The 24,453-nt window shown below is 65.1% G+C and carries 26 protein-coding genes, 1 tRNA gene and 1 pseudogene; 19 read left to right on the top strand and 9 right to left on the bottom strand.

Features of this window, described 5'->3' with window-relative positions; all coding sequences use genetic code 11:
- Window positions 1-138: 138 nt before the first annotated feature.
- Entirely contained in the window at window positions 139-630 is a 492-nt protein-coding gene (locus IL992_RS24375) for a YajQ family cyclic di-GMP-binding protein (protein WP_079313825.1), read from the bottom strand.
- Window positions 631-684: 54 nt separating this feature from the next.
- The gene (locus IL992_RS24370) at window positions 685-1,164 is read right to left on the bottom strand and encodes a GNAT family N-acetyltransferase (RefSeq protein WP_319018792.1); all 480 of its coding nucleotides are present in this window, start codon (window positions 1,162-1,164) and stop codon (window positions 685-687) included.
- A gap of 146 nt (window positions 1,165-1,310) precedes the next feature.
- On the opposite strand from IL992_RS24370, the gene IL992_RS24365 reads away from it, so the two are divergent.
- Window positions 1,311-1,395 (top strand) — tRNA-Tyr (locus IL992_RS24365).
- A 504-nt stretch (window positions 1,396-1,899) separates the two neighbouring features.
- Here the strand turns inward: IL992_RS24365 and IL992_RS24360 are convergent.
- Window positions 1,900-2,343: a hypothetical protein gene (locus tag IL992_RS24360; protein WP_193205685.1), complete on the bottom strand. Its 444-nt coding sequence runs from the start codon at window positions 2,341-2,343 to the stop codon at window positions 1,900-1,902.
- Window positions 2,344-2,718: 375 nt separating this feature from the next.
- On the opposite strand from IL992_RS24360, the gene IL992_RS24355 reads away from it, so the two are divergent.
- Together IL992_RS24355 and IL992_RS24350 are read left to right on the top strand one after the other, a co-directional pair.
- Complete coding sequence (locus IL992_RS24355; protein WP_226873725.1) at window positions 2,719-4,527, top strand: IS481 family transposase; 1,809 nt, start codon at window positions 2,719-2,721, stop codon at window positions 4,525-4,527.
- A 99-nt stretch (window positions 4,528-4,626) separates the two neighbouring features.
- Window positions 4,627-6,429 carry a pentapeptide repeat-containing protein gene (locus IL992_RS24350; protein WP_193205684.1) on the top strand — a complete coding sequence of 601 codons (1,803 nt, stop codon included), beginning with the start codon at window positions 4,627-4,629 and terminating at the stop codon, window positions 6,427-6,429.
- 66 nt (window positions 6,430-6,495) lie between these two features.
- Here the strand turns inward: IL992_RS24350 and IL992_RS24345 are convergent, their stop codons facing one another.
- A complete protein-coding gene (locus IL992_RS24345) occupies window positions 6,496-7,041 on the bottom strand; it encodes a flavoprotein (protein WP_193205683.1) in 546 nt (181 codons plus the stop codon).
- Window positions 7,038-8,405, bottom strand: coding sequence for a helix-turn-helix domain-containing protein (locus tag IL992_RS24340; protein WP_226873678.1), 1,368 nt, complete (start codon window positions 8,403-8,405; stop codon window positions 7,038-7,040). The genes IL992_RS24345 and IL992_RS24340 overlap by 4 nt, the downstream gene beginning before the upstream one ends.
- 356 nt (window positions 8,406-8,761) lie before the next feature.
- On the opposite strand from IL992_RS24340, the gene IL992_RS24335 reads away from it, so the two are divergent.
- From IL992_RS24335 to IL992_RS24280, 12 genes and pseudogenes are all read left to right on the top strand, one after another.
- A complete protein-coding gene (locus IL992_RS24335) occupies window positions 8,762-9,103 on the top strand; it encodes a hypothetical protein (RefSeq protein ID WP_193205681.1) in 342 nt (113 codons plus the stop codon).
- Complete coding sequence (locus IL992_RS24330; protein ID WP_193205680.1) at window positions 9,100-9,393, top strand: hypothetical protein; 294 nt, start codon at window positions 9,100-9,102, stop codon at window positions 9,391-9,393. Before IL992_RS24335 ends, IL992_RS24330 begins: the two co-directional genes overlap by 4 nt.
- 155 nt (window positions 9,394-9,548) lie before the next feature.
- On the top strand, window positions 9,549-10,280 hold the full coding sequence (locus IL992_RS24325) for a GntR family transcriptional regulator (protein WP_193205679.1): 732 nt from the start codon (window positions 9,549-9,551) through the stop codon (window positions 10,278-10,280).
- Window positions 10,281-10,402: 122 nt separating this feature from the next.
- Window positions 10,403-10,819 (top strand): plasmid replication, integration and excision activator, encoded by a 417-nt coding sequence (locus tag IL992_RS24320; protein WP_193205678.1) that lies wholly within the window; start codon window positions 10,403-10,405, stop codon window positions 10,817-10,819.
- Between the two features lie 151 nt (window positions 10,820-10,970).
- Window positions 10,971-11,117, top strand: a complete 147-nt coding sequence (locus IL992_RS24315; RefSeq protein WP_193205677.1) for a hypothetical protein — start codon at window positions 10,971-10,973, stop codon at window positions 11,115-11,117.
- A gap of 172 nt (window positions 11,118-11,289) precedes the next feature.
- Window positions 11,290-12,624: an FtsK/SpoIIIE domain-containing protein gene (locus tag IL992_RS24310; RefSeq protein WP_226873677.1), complete on the top strand. Its 1,335-nt coding sequence runs from the start codon at window positions 11,290-11,292 to the stop codon at window positions 12,622-12,624.
- Window positions 12,624-12,806, top strand: a complete 183-nt coding sequence (locus IL992_RS24305) for a hypothetical protein (RefSeq protein WP_193205676.1) — start codon at window positions 12,624-12,626, stop codon at window positions 12,804-12,806. Before IL992_RS24310 ends, IL992_RS24305 begins: the two co-directional genes overlap by 1 nt.
- A 163-nt stretch (window positions 12,807-12,969) precedes the next feature.
- Window positions 12,970-14,418, top strand: coding sequence for a replication initiator (locus tag IL992_RS24300; RefSeq protein ID WP_319018790.1), 1,449 nt, complete (start codon window positions 12,970-12,972; stop codon window positions 14,416-14,418).
- Window positions 14,415-14,672 carry a helix-turn-helix domain-containing protein gene (locus tag IL992_RS24295; protein WP_319018789.1) on the top strand — a complete coding sequence of 86 codons (258 nt, stop codon included), beginning with the start codon at window positions 14,415-14,417 and terminating at the stop codon, window positions 14,670-14,672. The genes IL992_RS24300 and IL992_RS24295 overlap by 4 nt, the downstream gene beginning before the upstream one ends.
- On the top strand, window positions 14,672-15,868 hold the full coding sequence (locus tag IL992_RS24290; protein ID WP_226873721.1) for a tyrosine-type recombinase/integrase: 1,197 nt from the start codon (window positions 14,672-14,674) through the stop codon (window positions 15,866-15,868). The genes IL992_RS24295 and IL992_RS24290 overlap by 1 nt, the downstream gene beginning before the upstream one ends.
- 190 nt (window positions 15,869-16,058) lie before the next feature.
- Window positions 16,059-16,355 (top strand): annotated as a pseudogene (locus tag IL992_RS24285) (NUDIX hydrolase); the annotation flags it as partial.
- Between the two features lie 65 nt (window positions 16,356-16,420).
- Window positions 16,421-17,353: a restriction endonuclease gene (locus IL992_RS24280; RefSeq protein WP_193205673.1), complete on the top strand. Its 933-nt coding sequence runs from the start codon at window positions 16,421-16,423 to the stop codon at window positions 17,351-17,353.
- 393 nt (window positions 17,354-17,746) lie between these two features.
- Here the strand turns inward: IL992_RS24280 and IL992_RS46475 are convergent, their stop codons facing one another.
- Window positions 17,747-18,277 carry a hypothetical protein gene (locus tag IL992_RS46475; protein ID WP_226873676.1) on the bottom strand — a complete coding sequence of 177 codons (531 nt, stop codon included), beginning with the start codon at window positions 18,275-18,277 and terminating at the stop codon, window positions 17,747-17,749.
- Window positions 18,278-18,452: 175 nt separating this feature from the next.
- Between IL992_RS46475 and IL992_RS46470 the strand changes: the two genes are divergently transcribed.
- The gene (locus IL992_RS46470; protein ID WP_226873675.1) at window positions 18,453-18,746 is read left to right on the top strand and encodes a hypothetical protein; all 294 of its coding nucleotides are present in this window, start codon (window positions 18,453-18,455) and stop codon (window positions 18,744-18,746) included.
- Window positions 18,716-19,549, top strand: coding sequence for a hypothetical protein (locus tag IL992_RS24270; RefSeq protein ID WP_226873674.1), 834 nt, complete (start codon window positions 18,716-18,718; stop codon window positions 19,547-19,549). Before IL992_RS46470 ends, IL992_RS24270 begins: the two co-directional genes overlap by 31 nt.
- Here IL992_RS24270 and cutA read toward each other — a convergent pair.
- From cutA to IL992_RS49000, 3 genes are all read right to left on the bottom strand, one after another.
- Window positions 19,515-19,853: a divalent-cation tolerance protein CutA gene (gene cutA / locus IL992_RS24265; RefSeq protein ID WP_193205672.1), complete on the bottom strand. Its 339-nt coding sequence runs from the start codon at window positions 19,851-19,853 to the stop codon at window positions 19,515-19,517. The two genes, IL992_RS24270 and cutA, sit on opposite strands and share 35 nt — an antisense overlap.
- 76 nt (window positions 19,854-19,929) lie before the next feature.
- Entirely contained in the window at window positions 19,930-20,796 is an 867-nt protein-coding gene (locus IL992_RS24260; RefSeq protein WP_226873673.1) for a pentapeptide repeat-containing protein, read from the bottom strand.
- Window positions 20,797-20,835: 39 nt separating this feature from the next.
- Complete coding sequence (locus IL992_RS49000) at window positions 20,836-21,165, bottom strand: CU044_2847 family protein (protein WP_226873672.1); 330 nt, start codon at window positions 21,163-21,165, stop codon at window positions 20,836-20,838.
- A gap of 608 nt (window positions 21,166-21,773) precedes the next feature.
- Between IL992_RS49000 and IL992_RS24255 the strand changes: the two genes are divergently transcribed.
- Both IL992_RS24255 and IL992_RS24250 read left to right on the top strand, forming a co-directional pair.
- Window positions 21,774-22,208, top strand: coding sequence for an SRPBCC family protein (locus IL992_RS24255; RefSeq protein WP_193205671.1), 435 nt, complete (start codon window positions 21,774-21,776; stop codon window positions 22,206-22,208).
- Window positions 22,209-23,858: 1,650 nt separating this feature from the next.
- Window positions 23,859-24,401 (top strand): GNAT family N-acetyltransferase, encoded by a 543-nt coding sequence (locus IL992_RS24250; RefSeq protein ID WP_226873671.1) that lies wholly within the window; start codon window positions 23,859-23,861, stop codon window positions 24,399-24,401.
- The last annotated feature ends 52 nt before the right edge of the window (window positions 24,402-24,453 follow it).

The raw sequence follows: 24,453 nt of genomic DNA, 5'->3' as shown, positions 1-24,453 counted from the left end.
TTAGTTACCCTAAGCAATCATATCCTGATCGTTGCTTCGGGCAACCAAATGGTCATGGTCGGGGGGTCTGCCGGAAATGACGAAGGCCCTGAACCCGCAGGTCAGGGCCTTGTACTGGTTGTGCGGATGTGACGGGAGTCACCGATAGTTGACGAACTGAAGGGCGATGTCGAGGTCCTTGCCCTTGAGCAGGGAGATCACCTCTTGGAGGTCGTCCTTCTTCTTGGAGCTGACCCGGAGCTCGTCGCCCTGGATCTGCGCCTTCACGCCCTTCGGGCCCTCGTCCCGGATGAGCTTGGAGATCTTCTTGGCGTTCTCCTGGTCGATGCCCTCCTTGAGGGACACCACCAGGCGGTACTCCTTGCCGGACAGCTTCGGCTCGCCCGCGTCCAGGATCTTGAGGGACAGGTTGCGCTTGACGATCTTCTCCTTGAAGACGTCGAGAACCGCGTTGGCCCGCTCCTCGCTGTTCGCCTTGATCTCGATGTCCTTCTGCCCCGACCAGGAGATGCTCGCGCCCGTACCCTTGAAGTCGAAGCGGTGCCCGACCTCCTTGACCGTCTGGTTCAGGGCGTTGTCGACCTCCTGCCGGTCGATCTTGCTCACCACGTCGAAACTGCTGTCGGCCATCGGTGTCCGTGTCCTCTCTCCGTTGCCCTTCGAGATTAGTGGGCCCCGGTGTGATCAGAGGTCTTTCCTCATCACGACGCGGGGCGCGGCCTCTATGCCGAGGGCCCGTTCGTGCTCGACCAGTGCGGTGAGCTCCGGCCCCCACTCGTGGGGTGGTACGACGTGGAAGCCGCGCCGGGCGTACCAGGGGGCGTTCCACGGAACGTCCCGGAACGTCGTCAGCGTCACCGCCGCAGTACCGGCCTGTGCGGCCGCTGTGGAGACGGCATCGAGGAGCCGGGTCCCGATCCCCCGGTTGCCGTGATCGGGGTGTACGGCGATCTGTTCGAGGTGGGTGAGGCCGTCGACCACTCCGAGCAGGGCGAACCCCATGGGCGGCCGGCCGGCCACGATGACACGCCTGGGATCGTCGCACTCTTCGACGACCGTGGTGCCCGGCGGGAAGACGATGCCGAGCGGCACGAACATCCCGTCCGCCGCCCTCTCGATCTCCGCCAGGGCCGCGAGATCCTCCGGCTCAGCCTGTCTGATCACCGTCCCACTATGGCCCGTGAGCCGCCGCGCCCGCTCCCGGGTTTCCGGGGGCCCTGCGGCGGCTGAGGGCCGAGCCGGAACCCATGTCACGTCCACCCGGGAAGTCCGCTATTCTTCTACCTGTCGCCGCAGCGAGCGGAAGACAAGGCAGGTTGCCCGAGTGGCCAAAGGGAGCGGTCTGTAAAACCGTCGGCTCAGCCTACCCAGGTTCGAACCCTGGACCTGCCACCAGCAGGAAAAGTGGCCCCTGACCAGCAGCGATGCAGGTCGGGGGCTTCTTCGTTTCATGATCCGTGAGTACCCCTGATTCCCCGTGTCTGACCCTGACTTAGGGCACGCTCGGGGCACGCGATCAGGGGTGCTCCTGTGCGGACGCGCACGCCTCGCCCCTCTGATCATCCCGTCTGCCTCGACCCACCGCGGAGCGGCAGCGGGCCGGGGACGGAGGCGCAAGCCCGTCTTCGCGTGTACGTCAGCCGGTCGCCGTTCCTCGGCAATTGGACGCCAGGGGACAGACGGGCTTGAGCCGTAGGAGCCGGTCTGCTGGGCTTGCCTGGGTCGTGGCGGGCGGGATGATCAGGTCTCCACCTCAGCCAGCTACGGCCTCGGCCGACGCGCGGGCGATCATCCCGGAGCCGAGGCCCCCCGCCGGAGGCAACTGCTGTCAACCGAGGTGGTACCGCTGGCTGAACGGCCCCGTCGATGGTCCTCGCAGCTATTTCTGCCGGCAACTGCTCAGGATCGACCGGAGAACCGCCAGACCCAGATCATCCATCCCATGATTGCGACCCCGACGAGCATGGCAACGACCCAGCCGAGCCACTCGGTGGACCCTTCAGGCGCATATGCCTTGTCTCCTACGTACAGGACAGCAACGCGATCGCCTACCTGCGTTTTGTGGTTCAAATCATCGGTGTGCACGTCGGCGACTCGAAGCCGCCCATCGCTGGACACGAACTCGCCGCTCCAGTCGCATCCCTTGCGGCAGTTCCTTGTCTCGATCGTCAATGTGCCACGGATTCCTTCACCCTTCGCGGCCTGCAGTGCAGGCCCAATCCATCGGACGCCAGCGAGTACGAAGACAAGACCGAAGAGCACAAAGACAATGGCACACCCGGAGGGGATTCCCTCCCTCGACGCAGCGTCAGGATTCGAGCCATCCACGACGAGAAGGTACATGAAGGACTGCGGTCCCGCGATGGGCGGTTGGCGAATCGTTCCGGCGGTGCGGCACCGTCGGCGCCGGGCGCGTTGGGTACGACGTAGTGAGCGTGCGGCGGGCGGCCCGAGCCGCCGCCGGCCGGGACCGGCCCCCAGGCCGCACGCCCGGACGGCGGGCGGGCGACGGGCCGCCGTGCGGCGGCGCGCCGCGCCGCCGCCTTGATCCCTACAAGAACATTTCGGCAGCGACTCTCTTCCCAAAGTTGTCCTGTCCCGCGACATGCTTGACACATCAGTCCCAGGACATGTTTGACAGGTGCCGTTTTCGGTCGATCTTTCGTGCGTCATTTGCGGGTGGCGCGCGTCAGGAGGCCGGGATTGGCCCTGGTCGATTTGTCGGTTGTCGAGCAGCGTTATCGGGCGGTTTTGGCGGTCCTCGCCGGGGCGAGTGTGAGCGAGACCGCCGCGCAAATCGGGGTGTCGCGGCAGACGGTGCATTCCTGGCTGCGCCGTTATCGCGAATCCGGTTTGTCGGGATTGGCCGACCGTTCCCGGCGTCCGAAGTCGTCGCCGTCGCAGTTATCGGCGGAGGTGGAGGCGGTGGTGTGTGAGCTGCGGCGTGAGCATCCGCGGTGGGGTCCGGTCCGGCTGGTGCACGAGGTTAAGCGCCTGGGGGTGGAGCCGGTGCCGTCGCGGATGGCGGTGTATCGGGCGCTGGTGCGTCACGGCCTGGTGAGTGCGCGGCAGCGGCGCAAACGGCGGGAGGACTACCTGCGGTGGGAGCGGCCTGCGCCGATGCAGTTGTGGCAGATGGACGTCGTCGGCGGGGTGTTCCTGGCCGACGGGAGTGAGGCCAAAGTCGTCACCGGCGTCGACGACCATTCCCGTTACTGCGTGATCGCCTCTGTGGTGGCTCGTCCGACCGGACGGGCGGTGTGCCTGGCCTTTGCTGCGGCGCTGCAGAGGTTCGGGGTGCCGCAGGAGGTGCTGACGGACAATGGCAAGCAGTTCACCGACCGGTTCGGCAAGGGCGGGGAGGTGCTGTTCGACCGGATCTGCCGCGACAACGGCATCGCTCATCGGCTGACTCAGCCGCGGTCGCCGACCACGAGGGGGAAGGTCGAGCGGTTCCATCAGACGCTGCGCCGCGAGCTGCTTGATGACGGGGTGCCGTTTGAGGACCTGGCGGCGGCGCAGGCCGCGGTGGATGCCTGGGTGGTCGAGTACAACACCCGGCGGCCGCATCAGGCGATCGGCATGGCCTGCCCAGCCGAGCGGTTCACGCCCACGGCCGACCCCCGCGAGGACTTGCTGCCGCTGCGGCTGCCCGGCGCGCTCAAGGCGCTCGACGGACAGGCCGCCCCGCCGCGGCCGGCACCAGCACCACAGGTCCCCGCACCGGTCCAGGTTCCGGATCGGCCGGGCGGACCTCCGGTTGCCGACCAGGAGCAGGTTAGGGCGTGGTCGAGCGGGCCAGTGGAGTTCGACCGTGTCGTCCCGGCCAGCGGCAACATGTTCGTGGCGGGGCGCCAGTTCTGGCTCGGCCCGGATCGGGCCGGGGTGATGGTGACGTTCTGGGCCGACACCGACGTCATCCACCTGCTGGTTGCCGGGGTGCGGATCAAGAGCTTCCGCTCCCACCTGTCGAACGCCGACCTGGCCAAACTCGCCGCAGCCGGGGGACGCGCGGCCGGGCCGGCGCCGCTGCCGGCCGCCGAGCCGGGAACGGCGGTGGAGGTGGATCGGACCGTCAGCCGCTCGGGCACGGTCAGCCTCGCCGGACGCGTCGTGCTGGCCGCTGAGATCCTCAACGGGCGGCGGGTGACCGTCCGGATTGAGGAGCACACGTTGATGTTCTTCGACCCCGGCACCCGCGAGCTGCTGCGCACCCGGCCCAACCCGATCAGCGGGGAGCGGGTGCGGCACCTGCGCGACGCTCGCCCGGCAGGGCCGCCACCGAGGCCCTCGGCCGAGCCGGTCACGGTGCAGCGGGTGGCCAGCAACAGCGGGGTCATCATGGTCGTCGGGCAGAAGGTCGCCCTCGGCCGCATTCACGCCCGCGCGATCGTCACGGTGCACGTCAGCGACACCACCTTGACCATCGAACTGCCCGACGACACCCGCGTGGTCCGCCGCACCACCACTCAACCCGTCCGCAGCGTCAAAGCGGCCCGGCCCCGCAAGGCCGGTCATGTTTCCTAGGGCACCCGTCAAGCATGTGGTGGGACAGAACTGTCAATCATGTCGTGGGACTAGACACTCTCTTCCCAAAGTGCGGGAGTCTGCGCTGAGATTGGGTCCATGAGGCGCCTCATTTCTAGTGACGCTACCCGGCTTCTGCGGGCTGTAGCCCTTCTTGCCATCGGAACGGGGACTGGTCTGGGGGCCGTGCAAGCCGAAACCAACAACGTAAGCGTTGCCACCTACTTTCCCCTTTCGCCGCTCCTGGGGCTGATAGCACTAATGTTTATCATTGGTGTAATCTATTATCTGTCGCCCGCGAAGACAGGGGGCAGTGGTGATCGCAAGTCTTTTAGGCTTATCTCAGCATGGTGGGTTTTAATTGGCATAGGCATCGTGATCGTCTTCGCGTGGGCTACCACAGCCATACTTCTAGTTCTTGCGGATTCATCACCGGACGCTGCAAAGCGGACAGAACTGCGACTTGATGCGGTGAAGACTGGACTAACCGTCGGAGCCGGAGGTGCCGGGCTTGCTGCATTGATTTTAGGTGCCAGGCGTCAATGGCTTACCGAGCGGGGCCAGCATCATGAAGAGCAAGTTCAGGAAAGAAAAGAATATGACGAAACGGAGCGTAGAATTACCGAACTGTACACCAAGGCCGTGGAGCAGATCGGACACGACAAGGCTGCCGTGCGCCTAGCAGGTTTTTACTCTCTAGAAAGGCTCGCACAAGACAACAAAGGTAGCCCCAGTCATCAGCAAACCATAGTGAACGTTATTTGCGCCTATCTTAGGATGAGCACATCATCGTCGGATAAGTCCTTACCTACCCGGGAACACTCAGGAACCCCGATTCACGTTTCGGCTGCTGATAGCGCGGACTGGCTACAAGAAAGGGAGGTCCGCCTTGCCGCACAAGAAATTCTCGCAACTCATCTAAGGCGCGGCGATGGATCGCGCCCCACCCCAAGGACATTTTGGCCCGCAATTCGAATTAACCTTCGAGGAGCCATCCTTGAGGATTTTAACTTCGATAAGTGCTCAATAGAGTTTGCAGACTTCCGAGGAGCATGCTTTCGTGGCGAGGCTAGCTTTATAGGAACCCATTTTCTTTCAGGTGCAGATTTTAGCGACTCCAACTTCTTGGCTGATGCATACTTTTCGGAGAGTCACATCGTCGAGTGCTGCAACTTCCAGAGAGTACTTTTCTCAGAAGAAGCGAACTTTAGGGGGGCTAGCTTTTCGGGTCCCGCGCAATTTGATCACGCCCGGTTCGAACAAGGTGCAAACTTTGGAGAGTGCTCCTTTGAAGGTGCGACAGTGTTCGCTAATGCCGAATTCGGCAAAGGGGCCGGCTACTGGGGGGCAACATTTCACCGTGACGCACTATTTGAACAGGCACATTTCACCGATGGCGCAGAGTTTGGCAGTGCGAGGTTCAAAAACCACGCAGGATTTGACGGCGCCAAGCTAGGTGGAGCAATGATGCTGAACGATACCATTTTCTCCAACTACACGACATTTCGAACGGTAGAATTCGGAGGTGGGATCTGGGCCGAGAATGCCTCATTCAAAGGTAATACACGCTTCGGGCTTGCGAAGTTTGCAGGAATGTCCCGAATCGAAAATACCACCTTCTCTGCAAGGTTGCATTTCGATCAGTTGAGGATAATTGGCCTGATTGATTTCGTGAATGTGTCTATTAAAGACCTTGAGCTTTACGGGTGGACTTGTGGGCCTGACAGCTCAATCGACTTCTGGGACACCTATATCGAATCGCGTGACCGAGAGTTGCATCCCGAATACTGGCCAGCAGGATGGGGGCCAGTTGCCTGTGATGATCGTCCAGGATGGTTCAAGGTAGTCGAGCGAGATGCGGACGAGCCTGGCGCGACTTCTAAGCGCAGTGATGACTTATAGGAGACAACCTAGTTGGCGCGGCCAGTTCGTTAGCTCAATCCCGGCAGCGTCATCTCAGCTAAGGCCTTAAGAGTCAGTTCGAATACTTATCTTAGCCAGAGCAAGATGCCAAGGATAGGTGCCGATCACTTCGGTTCCGGCGCCAGCGGCGTGCGGCTCGAATTGACCGGAGCCCAGAAGGATGCAAATGCCTTCTGTCCGTAAGATCTCGATGCTGTGGCGGAAGGGCTTGCGGGCAGCAAGGGCGCTGTTGACAAAGGGCAGGACGACGACGGGGATGCCAAGACCGGGGGCTTCGGCGAGGAGGCCGAGGGCGTAGGTGTCGGCGATGCCTTGGGCGAACTTGTTGATGGTGTTGTAGGTCGCGGGGGCGACGATGATGGCGTCAGCTCGCGGTGACTTCGGCTCGGTGGGCTTCCGGTACTGGCTGCGGACGGGGCGGCCGGTCTGCGTCTCCAGTGCGGGGACGTCAATGAAGTCGAGTGCGTTCGGGGTGGCGACGATCTGCACGGTCCATCCGTCGTCCTGGGCCAGCGTGACGAGTTTGCCGACGTCGCCGGCGGGTCCTGCGGCGCAGACGATGATGTACAGGACCTTGCCGGTGTCGGTCACGCGGTGACTCCCAGGGATTCGGCGTACTCTCGCGCTTCGCGTCGGATGCTGATGGGCGCGGTGGCGAGGATGTCGCGGACCAGCCTATGAGTGACGGGGCGGGTGGTGATTTCCTCGGGGGCGATGTCTCCGGCCGCGCGCAGGATGTAGAGGGCGCGGTCGTGTTTGCCCCAGGCGAGGAATGCGCGAGAGGTGTCCAGGAGGACGGTCGCCTTGCGCTCGTTGATGGGCAGGGCGTTGATGTCGATCCTGCGGGCGTTCTCGATGGCGGTTCCGGCGTCGCCGAGGGAGAGGGCGATGTTCACGCGGTGGCACAGGACGTTGTTCGGGCCGAACGCGGTCCACATGTGGTTGCCGTCGTAGCCGAGTCGTCGGCCTGCGTCATCGGCCTCGTCCAAGAGTTCGGCGGCGGTGTGCCGGTTGCTGTGCTGAGCGGCGGCGACGGCTCCACGCAGCAGAAGCGTCCCGTACACCGACAGGTCGTTCGGGGACGGCTGGGCCAGGGCGGCGTTCAGGCGTTGAGCGGCGGTGCTCGCCATGCCGGTCGCTGCTCGGTGGTGTCCGCCGTCCATCAGGGCGTGGGTGATGATGCGGGCGCTTGAGCCCATCATCAGCGGGCTCTCGCTGGCCTGGGCGGCGTGGACGCTGCGGTCGGCGGCGAGCCAGGCGAGGCCCTTGTCTTCTTGCTTGAGCAGGATGGAGGCGGCCACGTGGTGCGCCTCGGCGGACAGGGCGTGTGCCTTGAGCCGGGCGTCCCCGTCGAGCGTGACGCACGCGAGGCGCAGGGAGCGGATCAGCGTGGGAAGCATCGCCGCGACCTCGGAGTATCGGCACGCCTGGTAGCTCCGCTTCGCCCTGGCGACAGCGGCGGCAAGTTGCGACAGCTCTGGGAGCTGGCGGCCAGCGACCGGGTATTCGGTGAGGGCTGCGGCGAGGTCGTCGGCGCCTGCGGCTTCCTCGTCGCGGGTGAGGGGTTGGGCTACTACGGCACTGAACAGGGCGGCCCCCGCGAGGCCGACGAAGTCACGACGTCGCACTTCGGTCTCGTCCTCTCCGTGTCGGACGAGATCAACGGTAGGCCGCGGACCTGCTGGGTGGGGATCCTGCCGTGGGATGGCTACGGCGGCCAGGTCGCGAGGAGCGAGGCCGAGAGCCATGCGGGCCTGGTCGGGCATGTGCAGGCCGTCGGCGATGCGCTCGAACACCTCCAGGGCGGTGACCTGCTGGCTTCCGCTCATGATGGCGCTGACCTTGCCCTGGCTGTAGCCGGTCAGGCTGCCGATGGCGGTCTGGCTCAAGCCGCCGTACTGGCGAACCAGGCGGAAGACTGCGCCGATGTCGCGGGTCTTGAGCGCGGCGAGCATGTCGGGGCGGTGCCAGAGCGAGGCGGGGACCTCGTACGGCTCGGCCATGCGTGGCGGCATCCGCGGGCTTTCCCTTCGCACCGGGGCGGGCAACGGAAAGTGCCTTCCACTGCTACGCGGTCGCGACCTATCCCGTCAAGGGATGCCACGCGGGGATGGGCTGGGAGAACGAGAATTCCGACCCTTGATCCCATGGTTACGGAGATGGACAGATGCGGAGCCTGCCGGGGGAAGGGCTGGCGGTTCGTTCGGAAGTCCTCGGCCGATGCCCGGCTTCGGCTTGACGGTGTGGCCGTGGAGTTGGTGGCGGTCGAGTGCTTCGACTGCGCGGGTACCGGCGTGCCGGCGGCGGCGTGATGAGCGCTGATCAGCTCGTGTACGGTCGGCGGCCCCCGGTGGTCACCGCTGCCCACACTGCGGAGCGGCTGCGTGTGGAGCTAGAGCAGTACGGCGTGGCGGCCGACGTGCACGAGGGGTACGGGCTGGCGCTGGTGTCGGTCTGGGTCGAGCTGGTCGTCTGGACCGACGGCCACTGGTTCCGCTGGCGCTCGGGCCGTACCTCGACCAGCGGGCGGCCGGTCTACGCCTTCGCCCCGGCCTCCGACATCGTCACTGCCGCGCGCCGGGTGGCGCATCGCTACGGGCAGCTTCGCCGCGTCCACCCGTGCCCGCCGTACCTCGCTGGCGAGGGCTCGTGAACGACCTCGACGAGCCGAACCGCCTGCACAGCGCACACGTCCCCATCCGCCGGGGATACTTCCGGGAACTGGAGTGGTGGGAGCCGTCGCCGGCGCATCGCGTCCGAGTGCTGGCCTGGACGTGCGACTGTCAGGCCCGGTTCTACGAGTTGTGCCAGTCGGGCGGTGTCGCCTTCATCCGGCGCACCGTGCAGAACGAGGACGCCCCTGAGATCAGCGAGACCCACCGATGGCGGGTGGGGCAGGGCTGGGAGACCTGGTCGGCGTTGCTGACCGGTCAGGTCCGATAGACGGGCGCGGCGGCGTGGTCGACTCCATCAAGGCGCGGGTGTCCTGCGCCGTCGCGCTCAAGGGGTAGGAGTTCATGTCGGCGGAAGCCCTTCGCAAGCATCGCATGCACTGCTAGCCTGCTTGGCTAGACAGGCATGTTGAATGTGGGGCTCTGATGTCATTTGAATACACCCCTCCCAAATACGCGCAACTGATCGCCGAACTGGAACGGCGCATCGAGTCCGGCGAGTACCCGCCCGGCTCTCCGCTACCGAGCGAACATCAGCTCATGGCCGAGTTCGGCATGGCACGGCCGACCGTCGTCAAGGCCCTGGGCGTGCTGCGCGATCACGGATGGATCGTCACCCATCAAGGCAAGGGCCGGTTCGTCCGGGGACGCCCGGCCATCGCCTCCACCCAACAGGTACGCACCGGGCGTGAACTGCTCGACCGCAAAGAGGTCCAGGTCTCCAGCCGACTCCTCACAGCGGGGCCGGCCGAGGCACCCAACCGCATCGCCTCCTACCTCGGCATCACGCCGAAGTCGCCGGTGGTGCTCCGCAAGACCCTCGTCACCCGCGACGACGAAGCATCCGAGGTCTCCTCGACATGGGTTCCCGCCGACGTGGCCGAAGGGACGGCCTTGACAGACACCGCCGATCTCAAGCAGGGCGTACGGCGCTACGTAGAAGCCGTTGCCGGCGTCGAGCTGGACCACATCGTCGAGCACGTGACCGCGCGCAACCCCACACCGGAGGAGCGAGACCTCCTCGGCGTCAAGGCTTCGGCCGCGCTGCTGGCCGTCTATGCCGTCGCCTGCGACGCCACCGGTAAGCCCTGGATCGTGGTGGAGACGGTCCTCCCCGGCGACCGTCACGAGCTCGAAGACGCCTACCCCATCCGGTAATCCAACTTTCCTCCGCGAACCCGCTTGGTGTACTTGACTAGCCAAGCGGGTTTCGCGTTTCATGGAGAGGTAGCTTGGTCAGTCAAGCTGACCGACAGGACAAGATGAGGAGGTGGTGTCACATGGCTCTACAGGGACCCATTCCGATCAGCTTCGGCCAGATCTTCCCGTACGGGTGCTATGCGGTGGGTGAGGTCGAGCCGGTCAAGGATTTCGAGGCGTCGAGCAACGGCCGGTTCGTCCAGGCGCGGGACAAGCAGACGGGCGAACTCGTCTGGCAGATCCCCGTGATGGACGCCGACCCGTCGCTGAAGGCGGCGCAGAAGACCGTGGCCGTCAAGATCCTCGCTCCGGTGCAGCCGGTGCCCCCGGCTTCGGTGGCGGGCCTGCCGTTCACGCCGGTCGAGTTCGACGGGCTGACCGTGACCCCGTACGTCAACGGGTCCGGACGGCTCGCCTACTCCATTCGGGCTCGGGAGATGCGCGCTCCTCGCGCTCACGCCAAGGCGGCCGGCAACGGCAAGGAGGCGGCGGCGTGACCGGGCGGCCGTACACGCACCTGTCGATGTCGATCGACCCGGCGAGCGCCCCCGCATCGGGATCTCGTTCTACGCCTCGATCACGCGGGCGCGGGCTCGGGTGCTGGAGTCCGGGCGGCCGTACTTGGTCCTGGAGTCCGACGAGGCGGACGTGACGGTCTCGACCACCGGAGCCGGACCGGTCAGCGCCGAGGACCTGGACATCGCGCGGGAGATCTTCAACGCCGCCGCCCGATACCTGGCCGACTGCGAGCGTCTGCACGCCGAACACGCCCAGGTCACCGACTCGGCGGCCTGACATGCAAGCGGGGCCGCAGGAAGCGGCAACTTCCGGCGGCCCCTCAACTCTCCCTGACTGCGAAATCACGAGAGGACACGAAGTCTAATGTTCCGAAAACTGCCTGGCGACGAGGCACCGTAACCTCGTCTCCACCACCCCAGACACGGCCGTGGTCTTCCGCCCGGCCGTCATGCAGACCCCCGCCATCGTCACCATCGTGATCTGGCTGTCGCGCCTGTTCGCGGGCCTGGTCCGCCTGGTCGTGCGGCATCCGGTCGCGGTAGCCGTGCCGGTCGGCCTCGGGGTGATCTGGACCCTGTACGGCTGGCGCCTGGCTCTCGTGATGACCGGCTTCCTGCCCTCGGCCGGATTGTCGTGGCTGTTGCTGGATCGGGGCTCGTTCCTGCGCCTGGTCGGCTGGCCGCTGCTGGCCTGGTGGCGGCTCGTCGCCGTCTACCGGCGGCACTGGCAACCGGTCATGGTCGTCTCCGGCCTCGGTCGGCACATCCGGGGCCGCGACTACCTGCCCCGCCTGATCCGTGTCGAGTGCGACGGCTGGGCCGACCGCGTCAGCGTGAAGATGCTCAACGGCCAGGCCGTCACCGACTGGGCCGACCGCATCGAGCACCTGGCCCACGGCTTCGGCGCGCCCTCCTGCCGGGTGGCCGTCGCTCGGGCCGGGCGGCTCATGCTCACCTTCCCCCGGCGCGACCCCCTCGCCGAACCACTGCCCGCGCTTCCGATTCCCGAGGTCGCCTCTGTCGGTCCGGTCGAGATCGGCCGGTGCGAGGACGGCACACCACTGCGGCTCAACGTCCACGGCACACACGTCCTGATCGCCGGGGCCACCGGGGCCGGTAAGGGCTCCTACCTGTGGTCGACAATCCGCGGGCTCCTCCCGGCGATGCGGGCGGGCCTGGTGCAGGTCTGGGCGCTGGACCCCAAGCGGATGGAACTGTCCTTCGGCCGGGCCTTGTTCTGCTCCCGGTACGCGGCCGATCCGAAGGAGTGCGCCGACCTACTCGACGAGGCCGTGAGCGTGATGCAGGAGCGGGCCGACCGGTTCGCCGGCCTCCAGCGCTCCCACACCCCGACGCCTGCTGACCCGTTCGTCCTGGTGCTCGTCGACGAGGTCGCCTTCCTCACCGCCTACCATCCCGACAAGCACCTCCGTCAGCGCATCACGGCGGCCCTGGCCACACTCACCACGCAAGGGCGCGCGGTCGGTGTCGGGGTCATGGCCGCGCTCCAGGACCCCCGCAAGGAGGTCATGAACATCCGCAACCTGTTCCCCGACAAAATCGCCCTCCGGCTCGACGAGTCCGAGCAGGTGGACATGGTCCTCGGCGACGGAGCCCGCGACCGGGGTGCACTCGCCGACCACATCTCACCCGTCCCCGAGCTGGGCGCGGGCGTCGGCTACGTCCGCCTCGAAACCAGCCCTGACCCGGTGCGGGTCCGGGCGGCGTACGTCTCCGACGCCGACATCCGGGCGATGGTCGCCGAGTTCGCGGGGGTGAGCTGATGATGCGCCTGGCTCACATCCTCGGCGGCCTGCGCTGCTCGTGCTGCCGCGCTCTCGATGTGCTGTGGCTCGACCCCGTGCGCGGCATCGTCGAGTGCCACGAGTGCGGCGAGAAAGCCACGGTCATCGTTGACGGCCTCGACCTGGTCGACGCTCTCGACGGGTGCGGAGGTGACTGGTGACCAACCCGCACGACCGCTCCACACCCCGAGCCGTCCGGATGGCACAGCCCCTTGCCCGTGAGGTCGTGGAGGAGATCGCCAAGCAGTACGGCGTGTGCATCCGCCCGGTTCCGCTGCGGCGGCAGGACATCCTCACCGGGCAGGTTGAGGTCATAGACGTTCCGTGCGGGGCCACTTGGAGAGCAAGTGCCCGCCGTGCGCCAAGCGCAACCGGCAGCTTCGGCGGGCGCAGTGCCGGGAGGGCTGGCACCTCGACCACGAACCGGTCAACCTCCCCGACAACGCGGACGAGTATCAGCGGCACCTCGTGGAGCTGCGGGCCGACGCTCAGGCGTGGCGGGATGAGATCGAGAAGGCCGGCGGGGACACCACAGACCTGGACGCCGCGATCGAGGACCTGGACGAGGAGATCAACCGGGCGGGCATGCGTGGCAACGTCCTCGGCCGCACCTCCGGCAAGCGCACGCGCTCGACCAAGCGGCGGCAGGACGCGCCGGACCTGCCCAAGCGGCAGATGACCAAGACCACGCTCGGGCGGACCTTCACCGGCTCGGACGGCAAGACCTACCGGCCGTCCATGTTCGTCACGCTCACCCTGCCCTCCTACGGGCGGGTGCTGGAGGGCGCGCCGCTCGACCCTGACCGGTACGACTACGCGCGGGCGGCCCGTGACGCGCTGCACTTCTCCAAGCTCGTCGACCGCTTCGTGCAGAACCTCCGCCGGGTCGCCGGATACGACGTGCAGTACTTCGCCACCGTCGAACCTCAAAAGCGGCTCGCCCCGCACCTGCACATGGCGATCCGCGGCACCCTCCCGCGTGCGGAGCTGCGGCAGATCATCGCCGCGACCTACCACCAAGTGTGGTGGCCGTCCACGGACACGGTCCGTTTTGAGGGTGACCATCTCCCCGTGTGGGAGGACGGGGCCGGCTACCTCGACCCCGACACCGGGGAAGTGCTGCCGACCTGGGAACAGGCCCTCGACGCTCTCGACACCGACGAAGACGCCCAACCCCTGCACGTGCTCCGCTTCGGCGACCAGCTCGACATACAGAGCGTCCTCGCCGGAACCCCCGACGCCGACCAGCTCATCCAGTACCTGTCCAAGTACCTCACCAAGTCCCTCGGCGACGCCCTCGGCACCGACGACCCACGCCGGAAGGCACACGCCGAACGCCTTCTCAACGCCCTGCGGTTCGAGCCGTGCTCGCCGACCTGCCCGAACTGGCTCCGATACGGGATCCAGCCCAAGGGCGCCAAGCGGGGAATGGCTCCGGGCCGGTGCAGAGGTAAGGCGCACAAGCCTGATCACCTCGGCTACGCGGGCCGTCGCGTGCTCGTCTCGCGGAAGTGGTCGAACAAGACGCTGACGGAGCACAAGCAGGATCGCCGCACTTGGGTGCTCGAAGCGCTCGGCATCGAAGACGAGCCGGTCGATCCCCACCGCTACGTCTGGCGGCCGGTCAAGCCCGGTGATCCCGAGTTGGCCCCCATCGGCGTCCGGCTCCTGCGCTCGGTCCACGAACGCCAGCGCTGGCGTAACCACATGAACCAGCTCCAAGCGCTCGGAGACGGCCAAGATTTTTCGGCAACTGAAGGGAGGGCAGCGTGACCAGGAAGGCCGGACAGGAGCTCCCGTCCCTTCAAGAGCTCCTGAAGGGACGGTTGCTCACGGTGAAGGAGGCGGCGGAACGTCTGAACACCTCCGAGCGCTTCCCTCGACGGCTGATCGAGGAACGGCGTATCACCTTCGTCCACGTCGGCCGGAACGTGCGTATCCCCGAAGCGGCGCTTGATGCCTTCATCGCGGCCGGAGTCGTGCCAGCTATCACGCTCGACGGCTACGAGGGCGGGAGGGCCGCGTGATGGCGAAGCGGGAACGCGCTTTCGGCAATGCGCGGCAACTGCCCTCGGGCCGGTGGCAAGTGCGCTACTGGGGACCGGACGGACAGCGGCATACGGCCCCTCACACCTTCGCCAAGGAGAAGGACGCGAACCGGTGGCTACGGCTCAAAGAGGCCGAGGTAGCTCGCGGCGAGTGGATCAGCCCGGATCAGGCGAAGATCACCGTCAAGGAGTGGGGCGAGCGTTGGCTGACCTCTGTCAGCCCGACATTGAAACCCAAGACGAGAGCGTCGTACGCCTCGATTCTCCGGACGCTGATAGAGCCGCGGTTCGGCAAGATGGAGGTCGGCCACGTCCGCCCGATCACGATCAGCGAATGGGTCGCCAGCATGACCAAGCGCGGGCTCAGCGCCTCGCGCGTCCGGCAGGCGTACCGCCTGATGTCGCAGATCATGGCGGCTGCCGTGCACAACGAGATGATCAAGGCGTCGCCGTGCCGGGGCGTGCGGCTGCCCAGAATGCCCGAGACTGAGCCGCACATCCTGACGGAGAATGAGGTAAAGGCCCTGATCGCGGCCATGCGGTCACCGCATGACCTGATCGTGCAGCTCCTCGCTTACGGCGGCCTGCGTATCGGTGAAGCGTTCGCGCTCCGGCGTCGTCACGTCGACCTCGACAATGGTCGTCTCCTCGTCGCCGAGTCCCTGGCGGAGATCGCCGGCAAACACGTCTTCGACACGCCCAAGTCTCACCAGAAGAGAGAGATCGTTCTGCCCGCCTTCGTCGTGACCAACCTGAAGGCTCGTCTCTCCAAGCTGCCCGACGACCCTGACGCGCTCTTGTTCACCGGGCGGACGGGCAAGCCTCTTCACTACAACGCGTGGAGGCGTTGGCACTTCGACCCTGCGGTCGAGGATGCGAAGCTCAAAGACGTAACTCCCCATGATCTCCGTGCGACGCACGCCACGTGGGTAGCCGATCGGCACGGCGTCATGGCGGCGGCTCGTCGGCTCGGGCACTCCAACGCGAGTGTGACCACTCGGCACTACGCGCGGGCCGTGGAAGGACGTGACAAGGAGGTCGCCGAAGCCCTCGACGTACAGGCGGGGCACGGGGAGCGGTCCGCAGAACCGCAGGGCACACAGGGGGCACGAGAGGCGCGGCGCCGGTTCTCCTGGCCGTCGAATAGGCCGCTGACCAGCAGCGGAAGCGGTTGACGATCAACAACTTCCCGGCATCTGTAAAACCGTCGGCTCAGCCTACCCAGGTTCGAACCCTGGACCTGCCACCAGCAGAACAGCAGCTCAGAGGCCCTTCGGGGCCTCTTCTGCTTTCCGGGCCTGAGCAGCCAGATGCCGCCCTGAGCGGCCGTCTGTAGGGGGTCGCGCAATACTCGCGCAATGATCAGCCGCGGTGAGGGAGACCCACGAGGAGACCGGCGTGCTGTGCGAGATCACGGGCCTGGTCGGCATCTACACCGACCCCAGGCACGTGATCCTCTGCACCAGCAACGGCGAAGCTCGGCAGGAGTTCTTCATCGTGCTCACCGCCCGCGCCGTAGCCGGCGAGCTCACCCTGAGCAGCGAGTCGACAGAGGTTCGCGGGGTGCCCCGAGACCAGGCCGAAGCCCTGCCCATGGACCGCTCGATGGCCCTGCGCATCCGCCACTACCTCACAGGCGTTGACCGTCCACATCTCGGCTGAGGGGGGACTTGCGACACGTGGGGCGAAGGCGCCGAAATGTCGGCCGAGTGTGGCATTCTGCGCACATGCCCGCGAGTGATCTGCCTTCATACAAGGATCTCCTCTGGCCAGCCTTGCTTGCTATACGCGACCTAGGGGGATCTGCAACCAACTCAGAGATTCTTGAGCAGGTGCAGCGGCAACTTGGATTAACAGAGCAACAGCTTGAGGTCCTTCACAAGGGTGGACCGCGCACTGAGGTGGCTTACCGCCTAGCTTGGGCCCTGAGCTATCTAAAAGGCATGGGCCTGCTTGAAAACAGTCGTAAGGGCGTATGGGCGTTGACGAGCCTCGGCCAGATTGTCGAGAAGGATCAACTGGAAGAACTCCGTAAAGGTTATGACGACAAGAGGAGGAAGACGCCGAAGAGTCCGTCTCCGCCTGCATTAACGGATATTATTCCTGGAATTTTGGAGAAACAAGGAGCGTCGGATGTTGTCTTCGCCGAACTGTCCGGCGGCGGAGTAGAGTCGCCCAATGCGGAAGAACCACCCGAAGAGGGTGCCTGGCGCTCTGAACTTCTCGAGGCAATCATTGCCGCCGGACCGTCGGCTTTCGAGCGGCTCACACAGCGATTGCTGCGTGAAACCGGATTCGACAACGTCATCGTGACTGGCCGATCAGGCGACGGTGGTATCGACGGTACCGCTGATTATTGGCTTTCGCTTGTGAGTCTCACTGTGGTATTCCAATGCAAATGCTCGCGGAAGTCGCTTGGCCCGGATGAAGTTCGTGAGTTCCAAGGGGCCATGCATGGAAAGGCGGACAAAGGAATACTTATTACAACTGGGACATTTACGCCGGGTGCACAAGCGGAGGCGCGGCGTGCTGGAGCCCTGCGTATCGATCTAATCGACGGTGCTCGGCTGTGTGACCTTCTCAAAGAGTTTAAACTAGGAGTCGAAACCAAGCTTGTAGAGGCAGTCGAGATTGATCGAGAATGGTTTATGCGTCTCTAAACTGATCCTGTTTCCGGCTAGAGTTAGGCCGAGCAAGGCTCTTGCATTCTTCACGGTTCGGGATGCGGTTATGGCTTCAGCTCGTGCAAAGATGATGGGTCCCGAGGCTTTCGGGACCCTAGGTTTTACTCGTACATCATGCCGCGAGCGCGTCGTCAATCCGCCGGTTGGCGATTTCCTGTTGTCCGTCAACGCACTTGGCGTAGACACGGAGGAGAACGTCAACGCCGTGCCCTGCCCGCTCGGCCACCTCAGGGGCCGGGACGCCGGCGTTGAGCCACAGGGAGACGGCCGCGTGCCGAAGGTCGTACGGCCGACGAGCCAGGGGAGAGGCGGCCTGGGCGGGGGTGAGTGCGAGCTGTCGGGCTTCTTGCCACACCTCGGTCACCGCGGTCAGCAGCTCCTGAGCCTGCCGGGGTTGACCACGACGCGAGGGTCTACAGTCTCCGTCGTCTTGGGAGGCTTCCACTTAATCCGGTGCAGCGGATTTGCCGAAAGCTCTTCCAACTCCACCGCGTACTCCACGACCGCGTGCAGGACGGCCCGCTTACGCCTGACCGTGTTGGCACTGGCCGCCTTGCCGTCGAGGCGAAGCGTGAGCGCGTCGAGCGCCAGCCGTACCGTCTTCGTCTCGCCGAGGTCGGCCAGGTCGAGCGAGGCTCCTTCCAGCCAGCGAATGGCCCGAGCCATGGCCGGGGGAGCGTCAGGCCGCTTGCCCTCTGGCAGGAGTGCGTACTTCCGCAGCCCCGTCCGAAGCGTCTCAGCGTCGGGGCGGCCGGGGCGTTCCTTTACCAGCGCCGGAAGTGCCGTGGCGAGCGCGTCGGACATGCTGTCACGGCTCTTGGCCGCCGCATGAGGCCACTTCATCTCGATGTAGGCCCGGACGAAGTCGAAGACGGTCCCGGCGCTTTTGGCCTGGAGCATAGACAGGGAGGCCCGTCTCCACGTCGAACGGCTCACCACGCTTGGCGGCCTGCCGAAGGCGGACTCGCCCCCCCGCTCGTCCGGCCGTTCCCAGATCATCGAAGCTGCCTCATCCCGTCGCGCTATCCCTTCTCGGGATGGGATGCCAGCGAGTCAGCTCCTTAGCGTCGAAGGCGTGGTGATCGGCCCGCGTCCAACTGACGATCTGTGGGATGTCGACCTTCTGACGCTGGCCTGGGTAGTGGGAAGGCTGGATGCCCGGATGGACCGACGAACGATGCTGCTCCTCGCGGCCGGAATGACCGCCGAAACCGCGGCCTCCATCGCGGACCCCTGGGAACGCCTTTCCCGTGCGCTGAGGGGGCCGCAGATGCTCGATGACGACCGATTGAACGGCTCGAAGCGCGCACCATCGGCTTCCACCGGCTCGAATACGTCATGCCCGCCCGAGCCATCTACCAAGGGCTGACGACGCACATCAACGAGCTGAGCACCCTGCTTCAAAGCGGCCCGCCCGAGCGCTGCCGGCGCCGCCTGGCGGCAACAACCGGCGAAGCCGCAACGCTGGCGTCCTGGATCGCCTGGGACCTCAAGCAGCCCGCGCAGTCGGCCTCATTCGAGCGCGTCGCCGCCCTGGCCGCCGAGGAGAGCGGACACCGCGTCATCCAGGCATGCACCTACGCCTACCGGTCGTACGCCACCACCGGCCCCGAGGCCGTCGAGCACATCCGACACGCCCAGCAGTTCCTCCCGGCCGAAGGCGACGACGCGACCCGCGCATGGTTGCTGGCCCGCGAAGCCGAAGAGCTGGCCGCACTCGGCGACGGCCAGGCCGTCGAGCTGTTGCAGCGAGCCGAGGAAGCCCACACCCGAGCCCGGCCCCACCGAGAGCGCGCGTGGACCCGCTTTCTCGACGCCGGACGCATAGCCGCCTTCCAGCTCTCGACCTACGTACGGCTCGGCGACGAGCAACACGTCACAGAGGCCGGCCAAGCCGCCCTCGCCGCTCTCGGCCAGGACGAGGACCAAAAGCGTGTGTCCGTCGTCTACACCGACATCGCACAGGCACAGCTCCAAATCGGCGACGTGACCGAGGGAGTCACCTACGCCCGCCGCGCCCTCGAAGCAGCCCACCGCACCGAATCCACCTGGGGCATGCAACACCTCACCAAGGTCGAGAAGGCCCTCGCAGCCCGGCCCGACCATGCCGCCCGCGAACTACTCGGCGACATCCGCGCTACTCGCCGCGCTCTGGGGCCGTCTCCCGCCTGATCCACTCCAAGTAATCCAGCGTCCCCTGCACGATCGGAACCGCCACGATCTCCGGCACCTCGTACGAGTGCAGCTCACGCACGCACGCCGCGAGGTCTTCGAAGCGGTCGGCGGTCGTCTTCATGAGTAACAACCACTCCTCCGCCTGCTGAATCCCACCAGCCCACCAGTAAGTAGAGGAGATAGGCGCGACCACCTGCGCACAAGCAGCCAGCCGACGAGTCACGACGGCAGAAGCGATCCGATCAGCCTCTTGCCGGTTGCCGCTCGTGACGTGGACCTCGATTTCTCCTATTATCGCCATGCCCAACCTTTGCGCCAGCAAATGCGCATGCCAAGAGTCTCACCGGGTCTCGTTTCAACGAGTGCGATTTGCGATCTCACTTTGAGGCTTGCGTTTGCCTGGATTCCCTACCGGAAGCATCGATTGCCCCTTGCTCGACCGCCCATTCCCTAAAGCCTTCGGGGGCGTTCCTTATGCCCGAAATTCGTGCCTCCCTTAGGCTTTTTATCTCTTTCCATCCTTGCAATTCTGATAGGTCGGCACGTTCCAGATTTACCTCGTCCAGGATAGCACCCGTCACGATAGCGCGGAGAAGTTGCGCCCCAGACAGATCGGCCCCCGATAAATCGGCTTCGAAAAAATCGCATTCTTCGAGCTGGGCTGAGCCGAGTTTCGCACCCCTTAAGCTTGCTCGAATCAGCGATGCCCCCATCATGTCAATTTCACCCCCTCCGTCAATTCCCTCTAATATGGCGCTTGGAAGCCTCGCAGATCTGAGGCTGACGCCAGTTAGCCTGGCGTTCCGGAGATTGACCCTTTCGGCAGTGGCACCCTCGAGAATCGCTCGGCGCAGATCGGCCCGCTCGAGACGCGCCCATTTCAAATTAGATCCAGAGAATATAGCTCCTTCAAGGGAAGCGCCGTCAAGTTGAGCTCTCTCCAAGTTCGCTCCAGTGAGATCCGCATCCCTGAGACTGCCGTCTGTGAGCCAGCCCTCATCGCGCATCTCCTTCACTGCCCGAATGGCTAGAGCCTTATCAGAACTACCCATCTCCCAAATCAGGCGCTTCTTGAGTTGCACCCTGTCCCGCTGCTCATTAGCGCGATCTATCAGTAGCACGGTCGCAGATATGCTCAGTAGGCTCGTAGCCGCATTTGCATATAGATCGCCGACGAAATCACTGAGAGGCCATGTCTCTGGATACCACTCAAGTGCTAGGCATGCCACGCCCACAAGAAGCATCCAGTGAGCAATTCTTTGCGCGGACATAGTGTAGGTTCCTTATAGGGCGTGCGACGACCTCTCTTCCGGCTGCACGTCTACCGAGACAACGATATGTGCATCGGACTGTCCCTTCGTGACAAAGAAAGCTCCGCTACCCGATAAGGAAAGGCCAAATTGCACTCTCGCCGAAGTGACGCCAGTTCCCTGTAGGCCATACCGAACCGACATTACGACAGTATGGATAGATTCGGCTATTGATTGATCGGTGCGGATCAACTCACCGACATCGCTCCCGGAGATGTGCCAGGGCTCGTCAGTTAAAACGGAATATTGGATACCCTCCCTAGTTCGAACAATTTTCTCTCTGAGCTCATCACCACGTCCCATGGAGGCCACCCTTCAATCGAACCAGCGACAAGCCGCTAGAGACCGCATCCTGTACGCGGAGGCGGCCTGCGGCGCAACACCACTATGACCAATTCGCAAGCCTCCTGTACAGGGCATGCAACAAGCAGACTTGCATAGGTCTCAGCAGGAGGGAGGAGGGCCCCTGATTATCGGACAGGCAGCTTGATGTCGGCCGTGCGGCAGACTCGTCCCTCTCCCCTAGACTGAGGGGCCGGTCTGTGCCGCTTACGCCTAGTTGGACATCAACAGCGTGCGAATCGGAGCGGACCCACTGCCTGTGGATTGCTCAGGCCAGGGTTTATCAGAGTGTTGCCGAAATGCACTCATAGGGATCAAGGCGGCGGCGCGCCGCGCCGGCGCACCGCGGCCCCTCGCTCGCCCGCCGTCCGGGCGTGCGGCCTGGGGGCCGGTCCCGGTCGGCAGCGGCTCGGGCCGCCCGCCGCACGCCCGCCACGCCGTACCTAACGCGCCCGCCGACCAGACTGGCCGCACCGCCGTCAGTCCACTCTGCCGACCCCGACTAGTGCGGTGACCGCAAACGTTCACCGGGTTCAGTTGTAGCTCGACCAGCCTTCTAGCATTGCCGGATGATCGAGCTTCAAGAGGACGGGGAAATCGCCTGCCCGGCCGCGCTGGTGTGGGCGATCGTCGCTGACTACGGCCAGGATCCACGCTGGCGGAAGGGCGTCAAGACGATGGCGCCGCGACCCGAAGGCATCGTCCAGGTGGGCACGACCACTGCTGAGGTGATGCGGTTCGCGGGCCGGACCTATCGCAACGGCGGCGAGGTCATCCAGGTGGAGCCGGGTCGTTCGTTTGCCTGGCGCACCACATCGGGGATCGACGCCGAGGGTGGCAGGCTGGTCGAGCCGCTCGGCGAGGAACGGTGCCGCTTCACCTTCCACGTGCGCGTCACCCCGCGCGGGACCTCTGAGAAGTTGCTGGAGCCGGCGCTGAGATGGTTGCTGCGGCGGTCGATCCGCGCCGACATTCGCCGATTGGCAGGCCTTTGTGCTTCTTGACCCCGAGGTCACCCGTTGCAGGGCTGCTGGGGACGATCAGCTACTCATGTCGCGTAATCACCCGACCCGGTGAACGTTTGCGGTCACCGCACTAGCTACGACACTCCGTCGGACGCGTCCCTGTGATCTCCATCGGCGCCGAGCTCACGCCCTGCCGATTTCCTGCGGGCCCACTCGTCGCGAATGGCGTGCAGCACTCCAAGCATGCCGCTCATCAGCGTGAAGGCGAGGACGTGGTCCCACCCGAAGTCATACTCGAATGGCCATCGCCTATTGTGAAACAGCCACATGGCCAAAAGGCTTAACAGGAAGCCTGCGCAGAGAGCCCCCAGCATGCTGTTGAGGGCCGCTCGGAGCAATCCTCTCGGCCGTCCTCGCATCTCCCGTCCCTTCTCTTTGCCTCCGGCAGGGGCGCTCCGGCTCCGGGATGCCGCCCGAGCTGAAGAGCGCGGGCTGCAAGTGGCTGAGGTGGGAGCCCGCGCATCCCTCCTGCCATCGACAGCAGACCAGCTCCTACGGCTCAAGCCCGTCTGTGCCCGTTGGCATCCGATTGCCGAGGAACGGCGACCGGCTGACGTACACGCGAAGACGGCCTTGCGCCTCCGTTGCCGGCCTGCTGCTGCTGCTCCGCAGCGGGTCGACGGCATACGGGATACGCGGATGGGGAGGCGCGTGCGAGGTCGCACCTCTCCCAGTCCGCGAACAGCACGGCTTGACGGTGCCCTGATAAGGAGCAGGACGTAACCCCTGCGAGGATGCAGGAGGCCCAGTCTTCCGCCTAAGCTGTGCGTTTGGAGGTCAGATGCCTCACCAGGCGATCAGCGGGAGCCGCTGGATGGCGGTGAAGAGGCATCCCATCAGTGCGAAGAGCACCACTAGGACCGCCAGGCGGGCGGTACGGCCCCAGCTTCCCAAGGCGTGCCGTACCGTCCGCACAACCTCAATGGCGAACGTAGATCTCATCCCTGTCTCACCCCCCTTCCGGGGATATAGCCATTTCCCTGAAAATTCCCCTAAAAATGCGAAAGGGCGTCGAGTTTGAAGGCCGCCTAATGGCGACACAAACTCAACACCCTAAATTCGAAACCCATAGATATGGGTAAACATCTCGATGGAGCTCAGCTCACGGCAAAGCCGCGGGACTCTCACCGATTCCAAGATAGCCGATCATCGCCACGATGGAAGAGCAACTTTTGCGAGCGCTCCCCCGGACGTGACCGCTGGTTCTCCCTGTCGGCGCGTGCAATATGCGTGCAATGATCTTGCTGGCCGCGGGCCGGCGAGCAGGCTCCGGCGCAGGTCAAGAGCATCGGGGGACCTGGAATGGTCACGCGCTGTAAAACCGTCGGCTCAGCCTACCCAGGTTCGAACCCTGGACCTGCCAGCAGCAGGAAAAGTGGCCCCTGGCCAGCAGCGATGCAGGTCGGCGGCTTCTTCGTTTCTTGATCCGCGACTACCCCTGATTCCCATCCACCGCGGAGCGGCAGCCGGTCTGCCGGCTTGCCCGGGTTGTGGCGGACGGGATGACCAGGCTTCCCACCTGAGCCAGCTACGGTCTCGGCTGTCGCGGGGCGATCACCTCGGAGCCGAGGCCCCCGCCGGAGGCGATCTTCTCTCCGGGGCCGTCGGAGGGTCTGTCAGGCTGGGGCCATGATGCGTGAGGGTGTTCCAGTTTTTCTACAGGTCACCGACGGACTTGAGATGTCCCCCGACCTGCGGCGGGAGCTGATCGAGTGCTGGGTCACGGTGACCAACGCCGGGGGTGCGGCCGGCTTCCCCTTTCCCCCTGTCAGTATTGATGAGGTGGCGGTGGTGGCTGACCAGCTCATCGCCGACCTCGACCCGGAGCGCAGTCGGTTCCTCCTGACCCTCGTCGATGGGACGCTCGCCGGCTGGCTGAACGTACGCAGGAACGTCGACCCACTGATCGCTCACTGGGGCACCGTTCATCACGTCCAAACGCACACGAGCTTCCGCAGCAGGGGCATCGGCGCTGCGATGATGCGCCAGGTGCGCCATGTGGCCCGGGAAGAGATGGGACTCGAACAGCTTCACCTCGCCGCCCGGGGCGGTGTGGGGCTCGAAGACTTCTATAGGCGGCTCGGTTGGAAAGAGATCGGTCGGTGGCCCGGTGCGCTACGGCTCGCCCCCGGTGATGATCGCGACGAGATCCTCATGGTGCTTGAGCTCTGACCACGTTGCGGCGGCGCGTCGCCGGCATCGGCTCAGTTCGCTCGGTTACGGC

The sequence above is a fragment of the Microbispora sitophila genome, from assembly GCF_014892245.1.
GTDB classification, from domain to species: Bacteria; Actinomycetota; Actinomycetes; order Streptosporangiales; family Streptosporangiaceae; genus Microbispora; species Microbispora siamensis.
The sequence above is the reverse complement of the archived record's forward strand: the minus strand, read 5'-3'. Positions and strand labels throughout refer to the sequence as shown.

What these genes read in the sequence shown, in the direction of transcription:
- IL992_RS24375 (WP_079313825.1), bottom strand. Translation starts at nt 630, where the DNA reads ATGGCCGACAGCAGTTTCGACGTGGTGAGCAAGATCGACCGGCAGGAG.
- IL992_RS24360 (WP_193205685.1), bottom strand. Translation starts at nt 2,343, where the DNA reads ATGTACCTTCTCGTCGTGGATGGCTCGAATCCTGACGCTGCGTCGAGG.
- IL992_RS24350 (WP_193205684.1), top strand. Translation starts at nt 4,627, where the DNA reads ATGAGGCGCCTCATTTCTAGTGACGCTACCCGGCTTCTGCGGGCTGTA.
- IL992_RS24340 (WP_226873678.1), bottom strand. Translation starts at nt 8,405, where the DNA reads ATGCTCGCCGCGCTCAAGACCCGCGACATCGGCGCAGTCTTCCGCCTG.
- IL992_RS24335 (WP_193205681.1), top strand. Translation starts at nt 8,762, where the DNA reads ATGAGCGCTGATCAGCTCGTGTACGGTCGGCGGCCCCCGGTGGTCACC.
- IL992_RS24325 (WP_193205679.1), top strand. Translation starts at nt 9,549, where the DNA reads ATGTCATTTGAATACACCCCTCCCAAATACGCGCAACTGATCGCCGAA.
- IL992_RS24320 (WP_193205678.1), top strand. Translation starts at nt 10,403, where the DNA reads ATGGCTCTACAGGGACCCATTCCGATCAGCTTCGGCCAGATCTTCCCG.
- IL992_RS24310 (WP_226873677.1), top strand. Translation starts at nt 11,290, where the DNA reads ATGCAGACCCCCGCCATCGTCACCATCGTGATCTGGCTGTCGCGCCTG.
- IL992_RS24305 (WP_193205676.1), top strand. Translation starts at nt 12,624, where the DNA reads ATGATGCGCCTGGCTCACATCCTCGGCGGCCTGCGCTGCTCGTGCTGC.
- IL992_RS24290 (WP_226873721.1), top strand. Translation starts at nt 14,672, where the DNA reads ATGGCGAAGCGGGAACGCGCTTTCGGCAATGCGCGGCAACTGCCCTCG.
- IL992_RS24280 (WP_193205673.1), top strand. Translation starts at nt 16,421, where the DNA reads ATGCCCGCGAGTGATCTGCCTTCATACAAGGATCTCCTCTGGCCAGCC.
- IL992_RS46475 (WP_226873676.1), bottom strand. Translation starts at nt 18,277, where the DNA reads ATGCTCCAGGCCAAAAGCGCCGGGACCGTCTTCGACTTCGTCCGGGCC.
- IL992_RS24270 (WP_226873674.1), top strand. Translation starts at nt 18,716, where the DNA reads ATGCCCGCCCGAGCCATCTACCAAGGGCTGACGACGCACATCAACGAG.
- cutA (WP_193205672.1), bottom strand. Translation starts at nt 19,853, where the DNA reads ATGGCGATAATAGGAGAAATCGAGGTCCACGTCACGAGCGGCAACCGG.
- IL992_RS24260 (WP_226873673.1), bottom strand. Translation starts at nt 20,796, where the DNA reads ATGCTTCTTGTGGGCGTGGCATGCCTAGCACTTGAGTGGTATCCAGAG.
- IL992_RS49000 (WP_226873672.1), bottom strand. Translation starts at nt 21,165, where the DNA reads ATGGGACGTGGTGATGAGCTCAGAGAGAAAATTGTTCGAACTAGGGAG.
- IL992_RS24255 (WP_193205671.1), top strand. Translation starts at nt 21,774, where the DNA reads ATGATCGAGCTTCAAGAGGACGGGGAAATCGCCTGCCCGGCCGCGCTG.
- IL992_RS24250 (WP_226873671.1), top strand. Translation starts at nt 23,859, where the DNA reads ATGATGCGTGAGGGTGTTCCAGTTTTTCTACAGGTCACCGACGGACTT.